The sequence below is a fragment of the Nocardia wallacei genome, assembly GCF_029869545.1.
Taxonomy (GTDB): Bacteria; Actinomycetota; Actinomycetes; order Mycobacteriales; family Mycobacteriaceae; genus Nocardia; species Nocardia wallacei_A.
Genome location: NZ_JARWQD010000316.1, coordinates 1 through 19,418, shown reverse-complemented (window position 1 = coordinate 19,418; position 19,418 = coordinate 1). Strand labels below are relative to the sequence as shown.

20 protein-coding genes and 1 pseudogene are annotated in these 19,418 nt (G+C 63.8%); 13 read left to right on the top strand and 8 right to left on the bottom strand.

The annotated features are described in order from the left end of the window. Positions 1-76 precede the first annotated feature (76 nt). On the top strand, positions 77-2,332 hold the full coding sequence (locus QH290_RS28920) for a SulP family inorganic anion transporter (RefSeq protein WP_280264759.1): 2,256 nt from the start codon (positions 77-79) through the stop codon (positions 2,330-2,332). 119 nt (positions 2,333-2,451) lie between these two features. On the opposite strand, the gene QH290_RS28915 is transcribed toward QH290_RS28920, so the two are convergent. Together QH290_RS28915 and QH290_RS28910 are read right to left on the bottom strand one after the other, a co-directional pair. Continuing rightward, positions 2,452-2,901, bottom strand: a complete 450-nt coding sequence (locus QH290_RS28915; RefSeq protein WP_280264760.1) for an anthranilate synthase component II — start codon at positions 2,899-2,901, stop codon at positions 2,452-2,454. Positions 2,902-4,404: 1,503 nt separating this feature from the next. After that, complete coding sequence (locus tag QH290_RS28910) at positions 4,405-4,602, bottom strand: Chromate resistance protein ChrB (protein WP_280264761.1); 198 nt, start codon at positions 4,600-4,602, stop codon at positions 4,405-4,407. 554 nt (positions 4,603-5,156) lie between these two features. On the opposite strand from QH290_RS28910, the gene QH290_RS28905 reads away from it, so the two are divergent. The 4 genes from QH290_RS28905 to QH290_RS28890 all read left to right on the top strand — a co-directional run bounded on the left by QH290_RS28905 (position 5,157) and on the right by QH290_RS28890 (position 6,571). Next, the gene (locus QH290_RS28905; protein WP_280264762.1) at positions 5,157-5,405 is read left to right on the top strand and encodes an HNH endonuclease; all 249 of its coding nucleotides are present in this window, start codon (positions 5,157-5,159) and stop codon (positions 5,403-5,405) included. 48 nt (positions 5,406-5,453) lie between these two features. Further along, positions 5,454-5,807, top strand: coding sequence for an integrase core domain-containing protein (locus tag QH290_RS38245; protein ID WP_425301607.1), 354 nt, complete (start codon positions 5,454-5,456; stop codon positions 5,805-5,807). A gap of 55 nt (positions 5,808-5,862) precedes the next feature. Next, positions 5,863-6,270, top strand: a complete 408-nt coding sequence (locus QH290_RS28895) for a hypothetical protein (protein WP_280264763.1) — start codon at positions 5,863-5,865, stop codon at positions 6,268-6,270. Positions 6,271-6,367: 97 nt separating this feature from the next. Next, a complete protein-coding gene (locus QH290_RS28890) occupies positions 6,368-6,571 on the top strand; it encodes a hypothetical protein (protein ID WP_280264764.1) in 204 nt (67 codons plus the stop codon). Positions 6,572-6,599: 28 nt separating this feature from the next. Here QH290_RS28890 and QH290_RS28885 read toward each other — a convergent pair whose 3' ends face one another. From QH290_RS28885 to QH290_RS28875, 3 genes are all read right to left on the bottom strand, one after another. Beyond that, positions 6,600-6,785: a hypothetical protein gene (locus QH290_RS28885; protein WP_280264765.1), complete on the bottom strand. Its 186-nt coding sequence runs from the start codon at positions 6,783-6,785 to the stop codon at positions 6,600-6,602. Between the two features lie 521 nt (positions 6,786-7,306). Then, entirely contained in the window at positions 7,307-8,902 is a 1,596-nt protein-coding gene (locus QH290_RS28880; RefSeq protein ID WP_280264776.1) for an MFS transporter, read from the bottom strand. A gap of 58 nt (positions 8,903-8,960) precedes the next feature. After that, positions 8,961-9,296, bottom strand: coding sequence for a DUF4873 domain-containing protein (locus QH290_RS28875; protein WP_280264766.1), 336 nt, complete (start codon positions 9,294-9,296; stop codon positions 8,961-8,963). A gap of 257 nt (positions 9,297-9,553) precedes the next feature. Between QH290_RS28875 and QH290_RS28870 the strand changes: the two genes are divergently transcribed. The 7 genes from QH290_RS28870 to QH290_RS28840 all read left to right on the top strand — a co-directional run bounded on the left by QH290_RS28870 (position 9,554) and on the right by QH290_RS28840 (position 16,879). Next, positions 9,554-10,540: an AurF N-oxygenase family protein gene (locus tag QH290_RS28870; protein WP_280386343.1), complete on the top strand. Its 987-nt coding sequence runs from the start codon at positions 9,554-9,556 to the stop codon at positions 10,538-10,540. Positions 10,541-10,745: 205 nt separating this feature from the next. Further along, the gene (locus QH290_RS28865; protein ID WP_280264768.1) at positions 10,746-12,344 is read left to right on the top strand and encodes a flavin-containing monooxygenase; all 1,599 of its coding nucleotides are present in this window, start codon (positions 10,746-10,748) and stop codon (positions 12,342-12,344) included. Beyond that, a complete protein-coding gene (locus QH290_RS28860; RefSeq protein ID WP_280264769.1) occupies positions 12,341-13,198 on the top strand; it encodes an SDR family NAD(P)-dependent oxidoreductase in 858 nt (285 codons plus the stop codon). Before QH290_RS28865 ends, QH290_RS28860 begins: the two co-directional genes overlap by 4 nt. A gap of 74 nt (positions 13,199-13,272) precedes the next feature. Then, positions 13,273-14,304 carry a 2Fe-2S iron-sulfur cluster-binding protein gene (locus tag QH290_RS28855; protein WP_280264770.1) on the top strand — a complete coding sequence of 344 codons (1,032 nt, stop codon included), beginning with the start codon at positions 13,273-13,275 and terminating at the stop codon, positions 14,302-14,304. A 102-nt stretch (positions 14,305-14,406) separates the two neighbouring features. Continuing rightward, positions 14,407-15,150: a TetR/AcrR family transcriptional regulator gene (locus QH290_RS28850; RefSeq protein WP_280264771.1), complete on the top strand. Its 744-nt coding sequence runs from the start codon at positions 14,407-14,409 to the stop codon at positions 15,148-15,150. 468 nt (positions 15,151-15,618) lie between these two features. Continuing rightward, positions 15,619-16,149 carry an IS30 family transposase gene (locus QH290_RS28845; protein ID WP_425301608.1) on the top strand — a complete coding sequence of 177 codons (531 nt, stop codon included), beginning with the start codon at positions 15,619-15,621 and terminating at the stop codon, positions 16,147-16,149. Positions 16,150-16,735: 586 nt separating this feature from the next. After that, the gene (locus QH290_RS28840) at positions 16,736-16,879 is read left to right on the top strand and encodes a hypothetical protein (protein WP_280264772.1); all 144 of its coding nucleotides are present in this window, start codon (positions 16,736-16,738) and stop codon (positions 16,877-16,879) included. Positions 16,880-16,925: 46 nt separating this feature from the next. Here QH290_RS28840 and QH290_RS38240 read toward each other — a convergent pair. The 3 genes and pseudogenes from QH290_RS38240 to QH290_RS28830 form a co-directional block, all read right to left on the bottom strand. Further along, a pseudogene (locus tag QH290_RS38240) lies at positions 16,926-17,006 on the bottom strand (sporulation protein); the annotation flags it as partial. A 368-nt stretch (positions 17,007-17,374) separates the two neighbouring features. Beyond that, the gene (locus QH290_RS28835) at positions 17,375-17,749 is read right to left on the bottom strand and encodes a DUF2218 domain-containing protein (protein ID WP_280264777.1); all 375 of its coding nucleotides are present in this window, start codon (positions 17,747-17,749) and stop codon (positions 17,375-17,377) included. A gap of 5 nt (positions 17,750-17,754) precedes the next feature. Beyond that, positions 17,755-18,372: a class I SAM-dependent methyltransferase gene (locus QH290_RS28830; RefSeq protein ID WP_280264773.1), complete on the bottom strand. Its 618-nt coding sequence runs from the start codon at positions 18,370-18,372 to the stop codon at positions 17,755-17,757. 117 nt (positions 18,373-18,489) lie between these two features. On the opposite strand from QH290_RS28830, the gene QH290_RS28825 reads away from it, so the two are divergent. After that, on the top strand, positions 18,490-19,068 hold the full coding sequence (locus tag QH290_RS28825) for a TetR/AcrR family transcriptional regulator (protein WP_280264774.1): 579 nt from the start codon (positions 18,490-18,492) through the stop codon (positions 19,066-19,068). Positions 19,069-19,418 lie beyond the last annotated feature (350 nt).

Genomic DNA, 19,418 nt, shown 5'->3' with positions numbered 1-19,418 from the left:
TGGAGCCCGCCGCGCGGCCATCGCGTGGCGGGTCGCGCCGCGTGAGGACTCGCATCGCCTGAGAGGAGATAGTTCGATGCAAGTAACGCAAAACCGGTCCGGGCCGGGGCAGCCGCAGTTCGGCTGGCGGAAGGTGGTGAAGTTCGATGTCCCCGCGTCGATCGTGGTGTTCTTGGTCGCGGTGCCGTTGTCCCTGGGTATCGCGCTCGCTTCCGGTGCCCCGGTCTACAGCGGGCTGATCTCGGCGGTGATCGGCGGCATCCTCGCCGGGTTCCTCGGCGGGTCGCAGCTGATGGTCAGCGGTCCCGCCGCGGGCATGGTCGTCGTCGTGGCCGGGCTGGTCACCGACCTGGGCTGGGCCGCGATGTGCGCGATCACGGTGTGCGCGGGCGCGCTGCAGATCCTGTTCGGTCTGAGCCGGGTCGCCGGCGCGGCGCTGGCGATCTCCCCGGCTGTGGTACACGCCATGCTGGCCGGTATCGGCGTCACGATCGTGCTCGGCCAGCTTCACGTCATCCTGGGTTTCAAGGCGGCGAGCTCACCGATCGAGAACCTGCGGACCCTGCCCAGCGACATCGCCGCCGATCATCCCTGGGAAACTGCGGTCGGTGTCGCCACCATCGCGATCCTGCTGCTGTGGCCGAAACTGCCCGCCGCGCTGCGTCGGGTGCCCGGTCCGCTCGTGGCGATCGCGCTCGTCACCGCCGTGGCCACGGCCGCCGATCTGCCCGTGAACCGGGTGCAGATCCCCGGCAACCTGCTCACCGCGCTGTCCTTCGCGCCGAAACTGCCCGATGCCGAATACGGCGCATTCCTCGTCGGCGTGATCACGGTCGCGCTGATCGCCAGTGTCGAGAACCTGCTGTCCGCAGTCGCGGTCGACAAACTGCACAAAGGTCCGCGCGCGCGGCTCAACCGGGAGTTGGTCGGGCAAGGCATCACCAACATGGCATGCGGGGCCGTCGGTGGTCTGCCGGTCACCGGTGTCATCGTCCGCAGCTCGACCAATGTGATGGCCGGTGCGCGCACCCGCTGGTCGACGATCCTGCACGGCGTCTGGGTGTTGGTGTTCACCGTCGCGCTCGGCGGGCTGATCTCCAACATCCCGATGGCGAGCCTGGCCGGATTGCTGGTCTATGTCGGCATCAAACTGGTCGATGTCGGTCACATTCGCACCGCGCACCGCCACGGCGACATCCTCGTCTACGCCGCCACTCTCGGCGGCGTCATTCTGCTGGACCTGATGCAGGGCGTGTTCCTCGGTCTCGCGGTCGCGGTCGTGATGATGCTGCGACGGACCATGTGGTCGGCCGTGCACGCCGAAGCCAAGGACGGCGGATGGCATGTGATCGTCGAAGGCGCGCTGAGCTTCCTGTCCACACCCCGGCTATCCTCGGTGCTGGGCACGATCCCCGAGGCCCGCACCGTGCACCTGGACCTGGTCGTGGACTACCTGGATCATTCCGCGTTCGAAACGATCAGCGACTGGCAGGAAGCCTACGAGGCCAACGGCGGTAGGGTGATCGTCCACGAGATCGGCCACCCCTGGCTGAGCTCCGGCAAGAACGGCACACCGACCGTGCACCGCAAGGCCGCCGCCGCGTCCGTCGCCCCGTGGATGGCCCCGTGGTCGGACTGGCAATCACCGGTCACCGCAGTCGCCGACACCGACGAACACCGACGCCCCCCGATCAACGCGGCCCTGCACCGAGGCATGGAAACCTACCGCAAGCACACCGCCGCTACGGTGCAGCCGATGATGAACCGACTCGCCGACAGGCAATCCCCCAAAACACTGCTGATCACCTGCGCCGACTCCCGCATCGTGCCGAACATGATCACCGCCAGCGGACCCGGTGACCTGTTCGTCGTCCGCAATATCGGCAATCTCGTACCGCCCCACCAACAGTCCACCCCGCCCGCCGACACCTCCGTCGCCGCCGCCGTCGAGTACGCCGTGGTCATGCTCGGTGTCGAAGACATCGTAGTCTGCGGACACTCCTCCTGCGGCGCCATGACAGCAGCCCTCGCCGGCGCGCCTGAGGGCCTACCCGGACTCCACGGCTGGCTGGAGCTGGCACGGCCCAGCGTGGAACGGCTGGGCACCAGCGACAGCACCCCGCAGCTGTCCCCGCCGCCGGACGACGAGAGCACCTCGCCGATCGACGAACTGTCCCGGCACAATGTGCTGCAACAACTCGATCACCTGCGGAGCTACCCCGCCGGTGCCACCGCCGAACGCGAGGGCAAGCTGCGATTGGCAGGCATGTACTTCGACATCGCCACGGCCCACGTCTTCCTCGTCGAGGACCGCCAACTCCAACCCAGCTGACCGTGATCCGGGGTGTTCCACAAGCCGATCTGCCAGCGGAACACCCCGTGTCCCCGGTTTCCGGCCAGCCCATCTCTGTTCCGTAGAGGTGTTCCGCGAACCATCCCGCTCATCCGACCTCAGGATCTCGTCGCCCCTGCCCTTCGACAGCCGGTGGCGCCGGCACGGCAACGGGTCGGTCCGCGCGAGCGAGGATGAGGTGTGAGGTCCTTGAAGTTCGCCAGGAGCCGGCGGCCCTCGGAGGCAATGGATTCCGGATGAAACTGCACGCCCCACTGCGGGCGTGTCCGATGGCGTATCGCCATCACCACGCCGTCCTCGGCCCAGGCCGTGGCCCCGATTCCGTCCGGCAGGGGCTCGTCGACGCGCAGCGAGTGATACCGCACCGCGACGAAATCCTGCGGCAGACCGTCGAACAGCTCGCTGTCGTCGTGCCGGACCCGGGTGAGATGACCGTGCCGCGGCCGAGGCGCGGGTCCGACCGAAGCCCCGGCACCGGGCGCGATGGCCTGGTGGCCCATGCATACGCCCAGCACGGGCAGGCTCGCCTCGGCCAGAACCTGCGGCATAACCCAAATCGCGCGAAGCCTGCGGACGTCCCGGCCCGGGGCGAAACGACAAAATTGTCGAATTCGGTGAAATCCATTGCGCGAAGCGAGCTGTCATCGTTGTGCACGACAAAGGGCCGGATCCGTTGACCTCGGCGATCAACTGAAAAGGATTGAATGTGTACGAGTCGTAATTGTCGATGATCAGAGTGCGCATCAAACCCCCTCGGGAACAATCGATCAACGCATCGAACCGACACCGGCCTCGACGACGGCGTCCATGTACTCCGGCTCCCCTCCCCGCCTGTTCGCTTCCGCACGCTTATCGGCGCGCGACCACCTATCTGGCTACGCCCTTGGCGCTCATCAGAAATTCGCCGAGATATCCGTCGTGGGGAACTCCGACCTTCGTCCAATAGGTCGGGTAGTCACCGAGATAGACATTGCGGATCGTGGGATCGGCGACCAGGTCATCGATCAGATCGTCGTCCTCGGCGACCGCGGTGAGCTGTCCGACAGCATCGCTCTACCCGTGCGCGACCACGGCAGCACCCGCGCACAGGGATACAGTATCTCGAACCTGGCCTGCGAGGCATCCGGACAATCGCACGCGTACAGGGTGGGCCGCAACACCGCGCTGCTATCGCCGAGCGGCGCCACCATATCCGCCGCCGACAGGAACGCGGTGGCCCGCGGCCGCGCGCCTCGACCGCCGCCGCCAGCCGGCGCGCCTCGGGCTCGGGGCAGGTCGGCAGCGCCGCGGCATCATCGAGCGGCGCCAAGGTCGGCAGTGCCGCCAGCTGCTCGGCGATGCGGTGGGCGACCTCGAGGTGATCGCGCTCGACGAAGATCGCGGTCGCGTTCACGCACGCCGCGCCGCCTTGGTCGACGATGGATCGCACCGCCACCGCCAGCGCGTCGTCGGTCACCTCGCCGGTGAGCAACACCTTCGACCGACCCGGACCCTGCGGCAGCCGAACTTGGGCACAGGCCATGCCTGCAACCCCTTGGACGGAAGGTGCTCAATTCCTCTGTGTCAGTGGTGATTAAGTGCGCCGGGGACGTTCATGCAGGGTGGACACAGGCTCCTCAACGAGAAGATCTTTCTCCATGGGAGGTGAACGCTACGACCCCAGAATAGCGCGAGCACGTCAGGCTGCGCCGGTACTCCCGCCTCGGTATCGGTGACCACCAGTCGGCCCGACCGTCTATGCACACAGCCAGGGCGTTCGACCTCCGGGGTCGACCGCCCCGCTCGTCGACCAGGGAGTCTTCGCGATGAGTTCATCGACAGGCAACTGGTGGCCACCATCCAACGAATCGGGGGTGCCCGTTCTGTGTCGAGGGCACCCGGTATCACCTGAAAGTGGCGAAGAAGCCGGGGGAACGTGTGACTGCCGAGCTGCGCTACATCGCCGAGCGGATGGTCCCGCTGTTGGCTGACGATCGCGGCAGTCCGACCAGCAGCAGCACCGCGAACAATACGACACCGTAGTTCGCATAGCCGGACACGATCGGTTGCAACTAGCAGGTGTCGCGGTCAAAGTCATTGATGTCGTAGAAGATTCGCGTGCCCACGCTCATCAGGGCCTCTCGGGTCAAGTTGCGTTCGGATACATTTGGTGCAGGGCTTGAAAAGACCCGCTCGGTGTAGCCGACCACCCGATCGGCGCAGTGTTTGAGCTGCTGCTCGGCCTCGACGGCTGCGGGCGCGCCGAACACGTCGCGGCCTTGATATCGCGCGGACGATGAGCGGCTCGATGAGGTCGTGGACTACGGCGACGCGATCATGGTGGGCCCCGAGCTTGTGACAGCGCCATCCTGGTCGACGTACCGCGTGGTCGGCGATGACGGCTTCGTCAGCCGGGTCGTGATGCCGTTCTCGCGGCAGACCCGGGACGATAGTCCTGCAACGTTCCCGCGGACGTGGTCAAATCCAAAGCGTCCCTTTACTTGTCGCGCGGAGAACCCGCGCGCCGGAACCGGATTGTCAACGAAGACGACTACACCATCGTCAGCAAGTTCGGGGCCGAGTATCGGGGCATCGTCCAGTACTACCTGCTCGCTACGACGTTCAACGGCTACACCGGCTGCGCTGGGTCATTGAGACCTCCATGCTCAAACCCTGGCGAGCAAACACCGCTCGACGGTGTCGAAGACCGCGGCCCGCTACAAGGCCAAGATCGCGACACCGCACGGACAGCGGGTGTGTTTTCGAAGCCAGTATCGCTCGCGGCAGCAGGAACCCACTGGTCGCACGGTTCGGCGGAATCCCGTTGCGGCGGAACAAGGCTGCGTTCATTATCGACCGCCAGCCCCACCGGCCACTCTATCCCCGCAAGAAGCTGATCCAACGGCTTCTCAAAGGGATATGCGAACTCTGCAAGCAGACGGACGACATCGAAGTCCATCACATCCGCAGGCTTGCCGATCTCGCGACGACCGGAACACCACCACCCTGGGCGCAGGCCATGGCCAACAAGCGGCGCAAGATTTCGTGGTCTGCCGCGACTGCCACGACCTGATCCACACCCACCGGGCAACATTCACGCAGTAGTCACTGGAGAGCCGCGGTGCTCGGAAACGGGCATGCCCGGTTCGGGGGCAGCCGAGCGGAAAAGGACCAGCACAACGCTGGCACCTCGCCGCTCGGCCGAGCCTACTCAGACATTGCGGCGCGAACTTCTCGATCCCGCAGGGGTTTCACCGACCTGCCGACCGCGCAGACCGCGATCACCGCCTGGGTTCACACCTATAACCACACCCGGCCGCACCAGGCGCTGGACATGGCCACGCCCGCCAGCCTGTTCCGGCCCAACGCCCAACCCGAACCGCCGGAAGCCGACACCATGCTGCCACCGATATCCGGGATCACCGCCTACCCATCGCACCCGATCCCGTTGTCCGGGAGCCGAAGCCCGTGTTGATGCTGCCGACCTCGGCAGGCGCGGTCGAGTTCGACACTGTGGTGGCCGCCAGCGGATGGTGCCGCTGATTCCGAACGTTCAGCGCATCCGAATCGGCGCCGAGCGGGCCGGGCAGCGCGCTCACGTCTGGGTCGACGAGCACACCGTCCACATCCTCATCGACGGCCTGGTGGTCAAAACCGCAGCGTCGAACCTCGACACCGACCACCTCCGCCAGCTGAGCATGCGCGGAGCCCGCCCCGCTGGTCCACCAGCAGGGCGGTCACTCGAACGCGACGGCACCCTCGCCGCGGGCGAAGTAGTCGAGGTTGAACGCACCGTGGACGTCAACGGCGCAGTCGATCTCGCCAAACGACGCCTCAAAATCGGCACTGAACTCGCTGGCCGGAAGGTGACTCTGCGCCTGGACGGCCACCTCATCCACATCGTCGACAACGGCGTCCTAGCCAAGACGCTGCCCTGACCGATCCCCGCCGCCGACCGCAACCAACATCCGCGGTGCCCGGGTCGCCACCACGCATCTTCCGTCACCGGCCCCAGGGCCGATCAGCGTCGAGCGGATGGTTCCCGCGGACGGGGTTGTTATGGTCGCTCGCCAGCGATTGCGCATCGGGCGCACCTACGCCGGCCAGATAGCCACCATTCACGTCGAGGACACCCACTTCCGGATCACCTGCGGCGGCGCGAAAGTGGCGCTGCACCCACGCACCACCGACTACCCCGTCAGACGCTGGAAAGCCAAAATCCATTCCCCCCGAATCTGATTCGAAAGTCCACCGCGTCCTGAGACCTTCAACCAGGTCTCGAGCATTGTTTGTCACCGAGGTCCTGAGCCCTCACACGACAGCGAGCAGCCGGGCCGTCGCCGTCGGCGATGATCTCCCCGGCGGTGTCGTCGTCGTGTTCGACGGAGATCTCTCCGATCAGTTCCTCGGCGATGTCCTCGACGGTGAGCACGCCGCACTCGTCGATCACCACATCTGCGCTCCTCAGGACGAGATGAGGAGGCCTTCGGCGGAGCCCCGCCCTGCGTGGAACAGGGCCGCCGCCACGGCCAGTTCGACATTGGTGCGGCGATTCCCGCGGTCCGTCCACGTGCACCACGTCTACCTGGGCGCGGGGGATCATCGCGAACTCGGCGGTGCTAGTGGAGAAGTCGAGGATGCGGTCAAGCGTGGACGACGATTTGGGTAGTTCTCCGGCGTGGCGGGATGCGGCGATGATGTGCTCGAGGTTGTGCGGGGGTCGACGAGTTCTCCACACCGTGACCGGCTCGATCCCCAGCAGCCCGCCCAGCAGTTCCGATGCCCCGATCGAACAATCGGGTCAGCCACCGGAACACCCGCAGGTACAGGCTGGTCGACCAGGCGATGCGCCGCGCGACCGACCGACTCCGGGCGGGCGATGCGAGGTGTTCGGGAGCAGCTCTCCGAACCTTTCTGCACCACTCTGGACAGCGCGGCAGTTGTCACCGATTCGGTGGTCGTTGCGAACGCCGATCAGTCCGCCAGGGTACGCATACGTCCGGGGCGTCGGAGTTGGTATCGACCGCTCTGACGGGTGCTACGGAAGCTCCTATCGTCCTCAGGTCTTTTGCGTCCAGGACAGAGTGGGATGAGGAGCAGCGCCCCGGCTACGGTGATCACGGCCAGCGCGAATACGGAATGTTCCACCCCGGTCCAGAAGGCGGCCTTCGCATAGTCGGCGAGAGGCCTTCCTACGACACCCGCCCGTTCAGCGACTTCGAGTGCACCAGCCAGTGAGCTTCGGACCGGAGCGCGAGCAGGCTCAGGAATGCGGTTCAGCACCTCGGTGATTCTCGAGGTGTAGTTCGCGGATAGAATGCTGCCGGCGACGGCGATGCCGATGGCCGCGCCGATTTCGCGAGTTGCGTCGTTGACCGCAGCTGATACTCCGTGCTTCTCCAACGGTGTGTCGAGCATGATCGCATTGGTGGCGGGGGCGGCTGACATACCCAGACCAGCGCTCATGATCAGCAATGGCCAGAGCACGTCGAAATAGGACGAACCGGTGTCGAGGCGCAGGAGGGCGAACAAGCCTATGGCGATGGTCAGGAACCCCGTCGCGGTGGTCACTCGCAACCCCACCCATGCCGTGATCGTTGGTGAAACGAGCGACATCACGATGAGCGGCGCGACCATTGGGGCAAGCGCCAAGGCTGAGTGCAGAGGAGCGAACCCCAGGATGAGCTGGAAGTGCTGTACCAGCAGGAACATCACTCCGAAGGTCACGAGGAACTGGATGGTTATTGATAGCGCACCGCTCGAGAAGCCCCGGCGGCGGAAGAGCCGCACGTCAAGCAACGGGTGTTCGATGCGCAATTCGGTGACGATAAACGCCGCAACGCCAATCACTCCGATCGCACCCATGGTGATGACTCGGCCATCGGTCCAGCCGAGCGTCGGAGCCTCGATGACGGCGAACACCGACGTACCGATGGCGAGTGTCACCCAGAACATGCCGCGAAGGTCCAGCTGTGGGCGTCCGGTGTCGCGTGACTCAGGGACGGTGAAGCCCAGAACCAACAGTAGCAGTGCGACGAGAGTCAGGCCGACGAAGACCGAATGCCATGACCATCGGGTGAGAAGCAGACCGGATCCAACCATGCCGATCACCCCACCCGAACCGGCGATTCCCGCCCATACTCCGACCGCGTACGCTCGCCTTTCCACCGGCATGTTGCTGGTCAGAAGCGAGAGGGTGGCCGGCATGACGAAGGCTGCTCCTGCTCCTGCCACGGCCCTCGAGGCAATGAGCCCGGCCGGGGCATCGACCAGCACGGGCACAATTGAGGCGGCCGCGAAAACGGCCAATCCTATGGTTAGAACGCGTCGGCGTCCGAATCGATCGCCGATCGATCCTGCAGGCAACACCAGGCAGGCGAGCATCAGCGTGTATCCGTCGACTATCCAGGTGAGTGCATTCTGATCGGCGCCGGTGTCGAGCGCGATGGCAGGCAGCGCGGTGTAGAGCGCGGCCATGGCCGCGACAACCAGGGCCACCGCGGCGCAGGTTATGGTCAGCGTCCAAGCCGCGGACCTGCGGGCGCCGAGCCTGTCTTCAAAGCAGATCATGTCTTTCCTGGTCCGTTCGCGAGTATTCGTCGTCGGCATCCGCGCTAGGTTCTACGGTTCAGCTTTGTACCGTCTCGACTTCTTCCAGCGATGTCGGCACGTGGTATGGCGGGCGGCCGCGTCCTTGAATTCGATACCGGCCCCAGAAATCTCGATCACCGATGGTCGCGGGGGCTTCGCCGGTGCTGGTCCGGACCACCACGGAACGTCGACGGCCCCGTAGTAGCTCGTCGAGGGCATCGTTCTGGCGGACCCGTCCGTACCAGCAGAAGCGGCCATCGATGGGTTGAAAGAAGCCGCGCAGTTCGATCTGCACTTCGACTTCGGTGCTCGCGATCACCACTGTGGCCAATCCGATGTAGTCGGAGGCATCGTGCGGACTATGAGATTTCACTGTGAACTCCTCCGTCTGGTCGACACCCGAACCCGTAATGGGGATCGCCCGGCACTGATGGACTGGCAGCCCGGCGTCGGATGGGGGGCTGACCGCTTGACAATCCGGCCAGCTGCGGTCAAAGTTACCTCATACCCAGAGTATCCGCTACTTGCCGTATTGACATCTCTAGCGGGTGCGCGGGTTACCGCCACGGGATGCTGATCCGTGCCGGATGCGTCGATGCCGAGTCATCGATCGAGTCGAAGGAGGGACAGATGACGACGAGTGAAGTCAGGACAGAGACCACCGGGCCGATCGCCGTAACCACCGACGGTATGGCGCGCGTGAGCGGTCGCCGCCCCGTTGATCTGCAACGATCGGCCGGGCGGCTGCTCAAGACCTCTGCGGAGAAGTTCTACGATGCCGAAGTCGACATCGACTGGGAGAGCCCATGGTTGCCAGACAAGGCGTGGTTTCCCGAGCACCGCATCTCGCTCTACGGCACCGGTCTGTGGAATCGACTTTCCGATGAGCAGAAGCTCGAGCTGGGCAAACACGAGCTGGTCAGCATCCTGAGTTTCGGAATCTACGCCGAGAATTTGCTGAGCATGGCCTTGCTACGGCTGAACACGAAGGGGGATCTCGTCGATAACAAGGCTCTGTACGCACTCGCCGAGGTCGGCGATGAGAGTCGCCACTCCACGATGTTCGCGCGCTTGATCGCCAAAACGGGCATCCCGCCATACAAGCTCCCGCGGGGATTCCTGTCGGTGGCGAAGATCCTGCATTTTATCCCGCTGGGGCCGTCGATCCAGGGTGCGACCTTGCTGATCGAAGAGATACTCGATCGTGCCCAGCGTGAAGCGATGAACGACGACCGACTCCAGCCGCAGGTCCGGCAGTTGATGAAGATCCATGTGCTGGAGGAGGCCCGCCACATCACGTTCGCCCGATCCGAACTTGTCGAGGGAATGCGAGCGCGCGGACGAATCTCGCGGGCATGGCACCGCGGCGTGCTTGCGGTTGTCGCGAACCTGGCCTATCCGATTCTGATCAACCCCAGGCTGTACCGCGTCGTGGGAGTGCATCCGCTGCGGGGGTTCCTCGCGTGCCAGTTCGGTCCGCACTACCGGGAGAACCTACAGTTCATGTCCGAGCCGATGATCCGATTCTTCGACGAGGCGGGCATGCTGGAAGGCCAGGTCACACGGTTCCTGTGGCGTCTGACGAGGAGCCTCCCCGACGATATCGCCCAGCGGTGAACGATGGGTGCGGTCCGGCGACACACGTGACCGCACAACCGAGATTGTCGAGCGGAGGCGGGCATCGCTACGCATGCGTGGAGCGCTGCTCGATTCCTGTGACCTACTCGGTCGCACAGTCCGATGTTTCCGCACGTGGCGGGCACGAAACAGATCTTTGTGGCTAACGCTCGCCGCGGCGAGCCGCACCGGCCAGAGGAAGTCGATGAACAAGAACCGTTCTGGAAAGTACGTGGATAAGACCAGTGGCGCGGGAGGCGATCGTGCACAGGACAGAGTGCACCGAACGCAAGTTCTCATTATCGGAGGTGGATTCTCCGGCATGGGGATGGCAATCCAATTGCTGAAATACGAAATTGATGACTTCTTGCTGATCGAGAAGGATACCGAGCTCGGCGGAACCTGGCGCGACAACACCTATCCGGGCTGCGCCTGCGATGTTCCGTCACACATGTACTCGTATTCCTTCGAACCCAAACCGGATTGGAGTCACCTGTGGGCGGGACAGGATGAGATCCAGAGCTATCTCATCGACCTCGCGCACAAGTACGATCTCTATCGGCGCACACACTTCGGCCAGGCACTGCAATCCGGATACTGGGATGCCGACGATTCCGCTTGGCATGTTCTCACCTCGGACGGCCACGAGTACGTCGCCCAGTTCCTGGTTTCGGGAGTGGGAGCATTGCACATACCGAACATTCCCGAGATCGAGGGGCAGAAGAAGTTCGGTGGCACGGTGTTTCATTCGGCGCAGTGGGATCATGACTGCTCGTTGGCAGGTAAGAAGGTCGCGGTTATCGGTACCGGGGCGAGTGCCATTCAATTCATCCCGGAGATTGCAAAGGTCGCGGGTGAACTGCACGTATACCAGCGGACGCCGGCATGGGTGCTGCCTCGGAGGAATGTCAAGATCCCGGAGGGCATCCGGGCTCTATTAACCAGGGCGCCGATCGTCGCCAAAGCTCTCCGAACTGCCGTCTACTGGTCAGCGGAGTCGTTGTCGATAGGCCTCAACGGGCATGTCAACCTCATGCGTCCGCTTGAGAGAATTGCCAAGTGGAACATTGCGCGTGGGATCGACGATCCTGCGTTGCGCGCGAAACTCGTCCCCACCTATCGCATCGGGTGTAAACGGATCCTCGGCTCGAGCGATTACTATCCGGCGTTGAATCGGACCACCACTACGGTCATCACCGATGGGATCTCCGAGATAACCGAGGACGCGATCGTGTCCCAGACCGGTGACAAGCGTCCGGTCGATGTGATCATCTACGCGACCGGTTTCCATGTGACCGACGGGTTCGAGAACCTGCGCCTCAAGGGTGCGTGCGGCCGTGAACTCTCATCGGTGTGGTCGGACGACGGCATTCAAACGCATCTCGGCATCACGACCGCCGGATTCCCCAACCTGTTCTTCCTACTCGGCCCCAATACCGGGCTCGGCCACAACTCCGTGGTATTCATGATCGAATGCCAGATCAGATACATCATCTCGGCGATCCGTCTCGCGAAAGAGCGCGGTGCGGCCGCGCTCGAGGTGCGTGAACCGGTCCAGCGGAAATTCAACTCCGAGATCCAGCGGAAACTGGTTAAAGGGGTATGGAGCAGCGGCGGGTGCACCAGTTGGTACCTTGACGCGCAGGGTGTCAACCGAACAGTCTGGCCAGGATTCACCTGGCAGTACTGGCGACGTACTCGTAACCTCACGGAATCCGATTTCGCGTTCGTTGGCAAGCTGACCAGCGCTCAACGCGCCAGCGTCGTCCCGAGTTCGACCAGGAAGGACAATCTGCCGGAATGAAGAACTTCAGCGACCGAGTGGTCTCGGTGACCGGGGCCGGTTCGGGAATCGGCCGCGCGGTCGCGATACGGCTGGCGGGCGAGGGTGCACGATTGGCCATCGCCGACATCGACGGTGAACGGGCCCGCGAAACCGCCTCCGTGTGCAGCTCGCGGGGCATCGAATGTCAGCATTACGAGCTCGATGTCGCCGATCGTCGCGCATTCCAGGACTATCGGAGCCGGGTCCTCGCCGACTTCGGCTCGGTCAGCATGGTGATCAACAATGCAGGTGTCGCGCTGGGTGCCGATATTTTGGACATGGAATGGAGAGACTTCGAATGGCTGATGGCAATCAATTTCTGGGGAGTGGTCAACGGAACGAAACTGTTTCTTCCGGATCTGATCGCTTCGGGTGACGGGCACATTGTCAACGTCTCCAGCGTCTTCGGGTTGATGGCTATACCGAGCCAGAGCGCATACAATTCATCGAAATTCGCAGTGCGGGGGTTCACCGAGGCGGTACGTCAGGAGATGCGAATTCGCCGGTTACCTGTCGGCGTGACATGTGTACATCCGGGCGGTGTTCGCACAAACATCGTGCGAGATGCTCGCGGAGTCGGCGCACTGGGCGATCAGGAGAAGATTGTCGCAGGATTCGACCGCATCGCGCTCACCACACCGGAACGCGCCGCCGAATCGATCCTCAAGGGCGTGCGGCGCAACAAGCCGCGAGTTCTCATCGGACCTGACGCCCTCGGTTTCGATTTCATCACACGAGTGGTGGGACCCAGGTATCAGGATCTCAATGCACCGCTGGCGCGTGTCGGGTACGCGATAGGCCGCCGATATGGCCTTGTCAAGCACGACAGCTGATGTCGGGCAACCCGAGCTGGATGGGGCGGGGCCACGGGTCGTCCAGCATCACTGGAGAAGGAATGTCCTCGAAAATGAACATGCCATACGAACTCACGGTTTCCCGTGTAGTGCAGGAGACGCCAGAGGCGGTGTCGATATGGTTCGACGTCCCGGAGACTCAATGGGAAGTATTTGCGTACGATCCCGGACAGTTTCTCACCTTGCGTATTCCCGGGGTCGGTGACGAAAAATACGTGGCTCGATGCTATTCACTGTCGAGTTCCCCGCATGCCGAAGATGAGTTGGCCGTGACGGTGAAACGTACGGCGGGGGGGTACGGATCCAACTGGCTGTGTGACAATATCGCGGTCGGCGCTACCGTGACCGTCCTGCCACCGAGTGGACATTTTACGCCTAAGGACCTCGACGCGGATATGGCGTTGTTCGCAGCTGGCAGCGGCATCACACCGATAATGTCGATTGTCAAGTCGGCTTTGCTCGAGGGTGGCGGCCATCTCGTTCTCTTCTACGCAAACCAGGACGCGGAAAGTGTCATTTTCGGCGAAGACCTCCGGTATCTCGCGAAGCAGTTTCCAGAACGCCTCACTCTGATCGAATGGCTGGAGAGCGAGCGTGGGTTGCCGGACCGAAGGGTCGTCTCTGAACTCTGCGGCGATTACCGAAATCGGATGTACTTCGTGTGTGGCCCCGCGTCGTTCATGGATCTGGTGGTCGATGTAGCGCATAAAGCTGGCGTGCAGCACCGGAATGTTCATCGAGAAATCTTCCAATCGCTGCGCTCCGATCCCTTCGACGTCGAAAACAACGTCAAGGAATCAATGACGAAGGAACAGGCCCGTCTCGTGGTATTTCTCGACGGTGAGCGCACCGAGCTGGAATGGCCGAAGGATCTGTCACTCGTCGAGGTCTTACTGAACGAGGGCTTCTCACCGCCGTACTCGTGCCGCGAGGGAGGATGCGGCGCATGTGTATGCAAGGTCATGGACGGCGACATCGAGATGAGAGTGAACGACGTGCTCGACGAGGACGACATCGAAGAGGGTGATCGGCTGGCTTGTCAATCGGTCCCTATCACCGACAACGTTACGGTGACGTTCGACTGACCGGCCGCCGCGCCGCAGTGCCCTCGCGTCCGCTCGATCCGTCGGGCGACTGACGTTCGTACGAGTGCTCGGTCATCTGACCGATAGCGTACGATTGACGGAATGGCAGGTGCGCAACAGCGGATTCGGAAGGTCGGTGGCTCGGTGGTTCGGCGAGTCGACGCACGCTCGAGCCGTTGGGCAGAGCACCGGGTCCTGGTACGAGCGGAACTCGTCGATGCCGCATATCGGGCGTTCGGCAAGTACGGTCCCGATGCCAGCATGGACGACATCGCGCGGGAAGCAGGCGCGACCAAGCCCAAGCTGTATCGGCACTTCAGAGACAAACTGGGCCTTCGTGCTGCTGTCATAGAACGTGCGAAGGAGCTCATGTGGTCCAATGTCCTTGCTGCGGTTGATTTCGGGTCCGATCCGATCGGCAAGTTGATGCACCAGCTTGTCGAGCAGTACGCGCAACTGGTCGATGAGCACCGCAATGTATTCCAGTTTCTCGTTCGAAGTCATTTCAACGAGAACTCATCGGAGGCCGATCCGGCCCTTGAGGACGCACGCGAATTGGCTGGGTTCATTGCCGACCATTTCGCCGCAGTGTTGGACACCGCTGGCGCAGATACCGCTGGTATCGATTTGGTAGTGCAGTCGATCATAGGTGCGAGCCTGTCCGCAACGGATTGGTGGATAAATTCGCAATCCGACCCGGCTACGGCGATGCCCCGCCCAGCTTTTGTCGAGCATCTCAGCGCAATCATCTGGGGAATTATCGATGCCTCGGTGCGGGCCCGTGGAATCCGGATCGACCCGAATGCGACTCTGCGAATTGAGAATATCGGTCTGATCGAGGCCTAGCCTAAGCGTGGCATCAAAATCGATGATCGGCGGATGCCCGGCATCGATCCCGTGGCCGGGGCGTGCCCGGTGACCAGCACCAGCACCCATGCACGCGCGTGCCTCTATGTGTGCGGAAGCAATGGCGGATAACGCTTTGGGCGTATCGGCCGCCAGAACAGAGATCAGCCGCGACACGGTCGGATCCGACGCCACCGGCACGAACACACCCGGCTCGGCCCATAGCATTGCCAGATACGCACACAATCCCCGCCAACCGCGAGTGATGCCGCCAAATCCATGATGATCTTGCCGGATCGTATGAGGCAAGGGGGTTTACGCCACGGGGACAGGGCTTTCGACAAGCCCTTGACCAGGCCGATACGCTCCGCGCGGTGCGCAACAGCAGCGCCGCCCCGGCCAGCGGCACGACCTCGCATCGGTCACCGCCTGCGGCGATGCGGCCGTGGCAGGTCCCGCGACGGTGCGTTGCGGGAGCTCACCAGCCTCCGGCCGATCCGCAACAGACCTGCCCACGTCAAAACCCGCCGACAGGCAGGCCATTGGGAGGGCAACCTCATCGTCGGCACCTGGAAGCTATCAGCTATCGCGACCCTGGTGGAACACACGGTGCGCTACACACTGCTGGTCCGCTTGCCCCACGGACACTCCGCCCCCACCGTCGAAGACGCCCTGATCACAGCATTTACCAGGCTTCCACAGAAGCTCCGCCGGACCTTCACCTGGTACCAGGGCAACGAGATGGTCCACTACGAGCGGATCGAGGCGGCCACCGGCCTGCGGATCTACTTCGCCGATCCACATTCACCTTGGCGGCGCGGCAGCAATGAGAACACGGACGGGCTGCTGCGCCAATACCTTCCGAAAAAGGCGCCGATCTCGGCGAATGGAACCACCTCGACCCCCAACGAATCGCAGCCGAACTCAGCCGTCCGAGAACTCTGGCTCCAAGACAAGACCTCGACCGACCTTCTGCGACAACGGAACCGACACGGTTAGAAACCGCCGAGTATATCCGTGGTGTCGGGCTGCTCACCATCGATGACGTCCTGCAGCGACTACTCCCGGTTGTCGGAGCCACGTCAGTGAACTGACTCGTCGGTGTGGTGGCCGCCGGTGCCGACCCGAAGGTGTCCGACTGCGAACCCGGAACCGAGTTCGAATCCGGAGTGACGTCGCGAGGCCGGTTGAATCCGTTGTGCTGAGCGGTTATTCGTCGAAGCCCATGTCGCAGCCGTCGAACAATGTCGTCCATGACCTCGCCGAGGATCATTCTGCCGACCACGCCATCGGCCGCACCGGCGATTATGCCGCCCATGCCGGGAGCGCGGCGACCCTGAAGGCGGTCGTACCAGAGCGAGCGTAGCTCGGCTGCTGGTAGCCGGGGTGGCCGCCGAAGGCGGGGTTGCCGTGGGCGGCGTGGCCGCATTCGGCGACCTGGGCCAGCCAGCACCGATCTCACCTGTCCAGTCGGTGGTGAGGGCGTCGGCGTGGGAGACGTGAAGCGGCCGAAGGTGTCACCGCCGGGGAGAACATGCCGCGTCGGCGGTCGGCTTCCAGGATTACGACGAGTTCGTGTGGGCTGGTGATGAAGGTCAGTTCGACTTCCTGGATGGGACCGGCGAATTGGGGCGCGCGGCGGGAAGAACTCGATCTCCTGATTGAAGCCGAGCTCCTGGGCGACGCCGTGGATGTGACCGGCCTCGAGGTCGGCGCCGCGGAAACCTGAAACCGAGTTCGCCGAACGCGTCGAGCACCCTGTCCTGGGCGGGTGTGGGGGAGACGTGGACCGGGTCGAGGTCGCCCTTGTCGGGCGAGCCGGAGAGGACGAGTTCGGTGCGCACACCGACGGTCATTCCGGGCAGGGGTGGCCGGTGACGGTGGTGATCGGGGTCTCCCACGGCATCGGCAGCTGGAACGGCACCGACACCGGCGGGTTCGCCGGCACCGCTAGGTCGCGGGTGACCGGCAGGCAGAAACTCTCACGGGCGGTTGGTCGCCAGCCTCGGCACCTGTCACCGTCGTCGTCGAAGCGCGCGAAAGCCTGTGAACAGCAGTACTTTTACCGCTATCAATGCGGCGATGGCGGCGAGTGCCGGCAGCGACCAACGCCAATGGGCGAGGGCGTACCCGGCGAGGCCCAGATGCACGGCCAAAGCCACGACGGGGACCACAACGAGGACGGGGGAGTGGCGACGTGCGGCCGTGCGCAGATGCGCGAGTCTCATGATGCCGCACCACCACTCGCGTCGTGCTCGTCCCACTCTATGGTCGGTTCGCCATGCCCGAGGCGCTGCAGGTCGTGGGTGACGATGTCGCGGATGCGGTGCAGGGCAGGCTTATCGACCGCCTCGATGCGTATCACCAACGTTTGAGTGTCGATGCGCAGGAGACATGTTCCCCAAGGCTCGAAGTGGATCGTGGCCGACGTATCGGTGTGCTCGATGCGGAGGCGAACGTCTCCGCGCAGTGCCGGGCTCGTTTGGTGCATGCGCATGCGGTGGGCGCGCGGGGAACTCATTGCATCGGCGTGCTTGCAGAATTGGCGCAGAAACCGGACCGGCCGATCCGTCCGGACGTGCGCTTCGACGGTTGGCATCACGATCACATCCTGGTGAGTGCGGCAAGCCACGCCTGCGCACCGGCAGGATCGGGCAGGATTTCGAGGACGGCGGGTTCCAGCGAATCCAGCCGCCAACTGTCGCCGAAGGCGGTCTCGATATCGTTGCGGCTGAGTCGATGTGGGCCCCAGGTGCCGGGTTGCCGGTCGCTGAAGCCGAGCATGAAGTAGCGGCTATCAGGACACAGCACACTTGCCACGCTGCTGGCGTAGGTGGCGCGCGCATCGGGGGCGAAGATATGGAACAGCCCGCTGTCGATGACGGTGTCGAAGGTTTCGCCGAGCGTGGCTAGATCCTGGGCGTCGTGGCGGAGGAATCGGACGGTCAGGCCACGTTCTCGGGCCTTCTGCTCGGCGCGCTCAAGTGCTTGTGCGGACTGGTCGATGCCTGTCGCCTCATGGCCGAGTTGTGCGGCCAGTAGTGCATGTTCGCCTGTGCCGCAGCCGATGTCGAGTACGCGCCCGTGGATATCCCCGGCCTCGGCGAGTGCGGCGAGTGCAGGTTGCGGGCGGTCGATATCCCAGGGCGGCTTGGTGGTGTAGAGGTCATGGGGCCCGGCGGGGCGCCGGTAGCCGGGGAAGGGTTCGTGGGGAGTGAGCATCACTGTCGCCTCTCGGTGTGAGTCCCACTTTCGGAGCGTGACCCGAATTTATCGAGACAGTGTGTCTATAGTCAAGTATGAGATGTATTCAGTACCGCCTGAACGTATAGTTGGTGGGTGCCCAAGCTGTGGAACAAGGCCATCGAGACGCATCGCGCGCAGGTGCGTGATGCGATCCTGGACGCGGCGGCGTCCCTGGTGTTCGAGCAGGGATTGCGGGGGGTGTTGATGTCGCAGATCGCCGAGCGCGCCGGGATCGGGCGGGCGACGCTGTACAAGTACTTCCCAGACGTGGAAACGATCCTGCGGGCCTGGCATGACCGCCAGATCGCTGCTCACATGAGCGAATTGGTGAAGGCGCGCGACCGTGCCGGCGTGGCAGGGGAGCGTCTGGTGGCGGTGCTGACCGTACTGGCGGACATCACGCGGCATACCCACAGCCACGACCGGGATCTGGTGAGGTTTCTACACCCGGACGAGCAGATCGTCCATGCACAGCAGCAGTTTCTGGAGGTGCTCCGAGACTTGATCGACGATGGGATCCGTGTGGGGGACCTGCGTGACGATGTCGCTGCCGATGATCTTGCCCGCTACTGCCTGCATGCATTGGGTGCAGCCGGGGAGCTGTCCGCCGAGGCAGATACTGCGCAGCTCGTTGCCGTTGTCATGGCGGGACTGGGATCGAATCGGCAGTGAACCGGCACTCGTCGGTGGTTGGTCGACGGCCCCTGCGTTGGGTTTGGCTGAAGCGCCGAGCTTCGCCGATTCCTTGAATCGGCGTGGGAGGGTGCCCGACGGGGAATCGGAGTAGCGGGGCCACGGCACGGTAGGCGCTGCGGGAACGGACAGACAACGGCCGACGTCGGCTGCTGGTGCTCGCGCACGACGGGGCCGGGCAGTTCACGGTGCGGCGGTAGCCCGACGGCCGACAGCGCCTTGCGTGGCGCCCGATGGCCGCGGGGCCCCCCCCGGGGGGGGGGGCGCGGGGGGGGGCGCCCGGGGGGGGGGGGGGGGGGCCGTGGGGAGTAAGGGACAGAAAAAGGGCC

What these genes read in the sequence shown, in the direction of transcription:
- QH290_RS28855 (WP_280264770.1), top strand. Translation starts at nt 13,273, where the DNA reads ATGAACATGCCATACGAACTCACGGTTTCCCGTGTAGTGCAGGAGACG.
- QH290_RS28895 (WP_280264763.1), top strand. Translation starts at nt 5,863, where the DNA reads ATGGTGCCGCTGATTCCGAACGTTCAGCGCATCCGAATCGGCGCCGAG.
- QH290_RS28830 (WP_280264773.1), bottom strand. Translation starts at nt 18,372, where the DNA reads ATGCTCACTCCCCACGAACCCTTCCCCGGCTACCGGCGCCCCGCCGGG.
- QH290_RS28865 (WP_280264768.1), top strand. Translation starts at nt 10,746, where the DNA reads ATGAACAAGAACCGTTCTGGAAAGTACGTGGATAAGACCAGTGGCGCG.
- QH290_RS28920 (WP_280264759.1), top strand. Translation starts at nt 77, where the DNA reads ATGCAAGTAACGCAAAACCGGTCCGGGCCGGGGCAGCCGCAGTTCGGC.
- QH290_RS28915 (WP_280264760.1), bottom strand. Translation starts at nt 2,901, where the DNA reads ATGCCGCAGGTTCTGGCCGAGGCGAGCCTGCCCGTGCTGGGCGTATGC.
- QH290_RS28880 (WP_280264776.1), bottom strand. Translation starts at nt 8,902, where the DNA reads ATGATCTGCTTTGAAGACAGGCTCGGCGCCCGCAGGTCCGCGGCTTGG.
- QH290_RS28850 (WP_280264771.1), top strand. Translation starts at nt 14,407, where the DNA reads ATGGCAGGTGCGCAACAGCGGATTCGGAAGGTCGGTGGCTCGGTGGTT.
- QH290_RS28870 (WP_280386343.1), top strand. Translation starts at nt 9,554, where the DNA reads ATGACGACGAGTGAAGTCAGGACAGAGACCACCGGGCCGATCGCCGTA.
- QH290_RS28890 (WP_280264764.1), top strand. Translation starts at nt 6,368, where the DNA reads ATGGTTCCCGCGGACGGGGTTGTTATGGTCGCTCGCCAGCGATTGCGC.
- QH290_RS28835 (WP_280264777.1), bottom strand. Translation starts at nt 17,749, where the DNA reads ATGCCAACCGTCGAAGCGCACGTCCGGACGGATCGGCCGGTCCGGTTT.
- QH290_RS28860 (WP_280264769.1), top strand. Translation starts at nt 12,341, where the DNA reads ATGAAGAACTTCAGCGACCGAGTGGTCTCGGTGACCGGGGCCGGTTCG.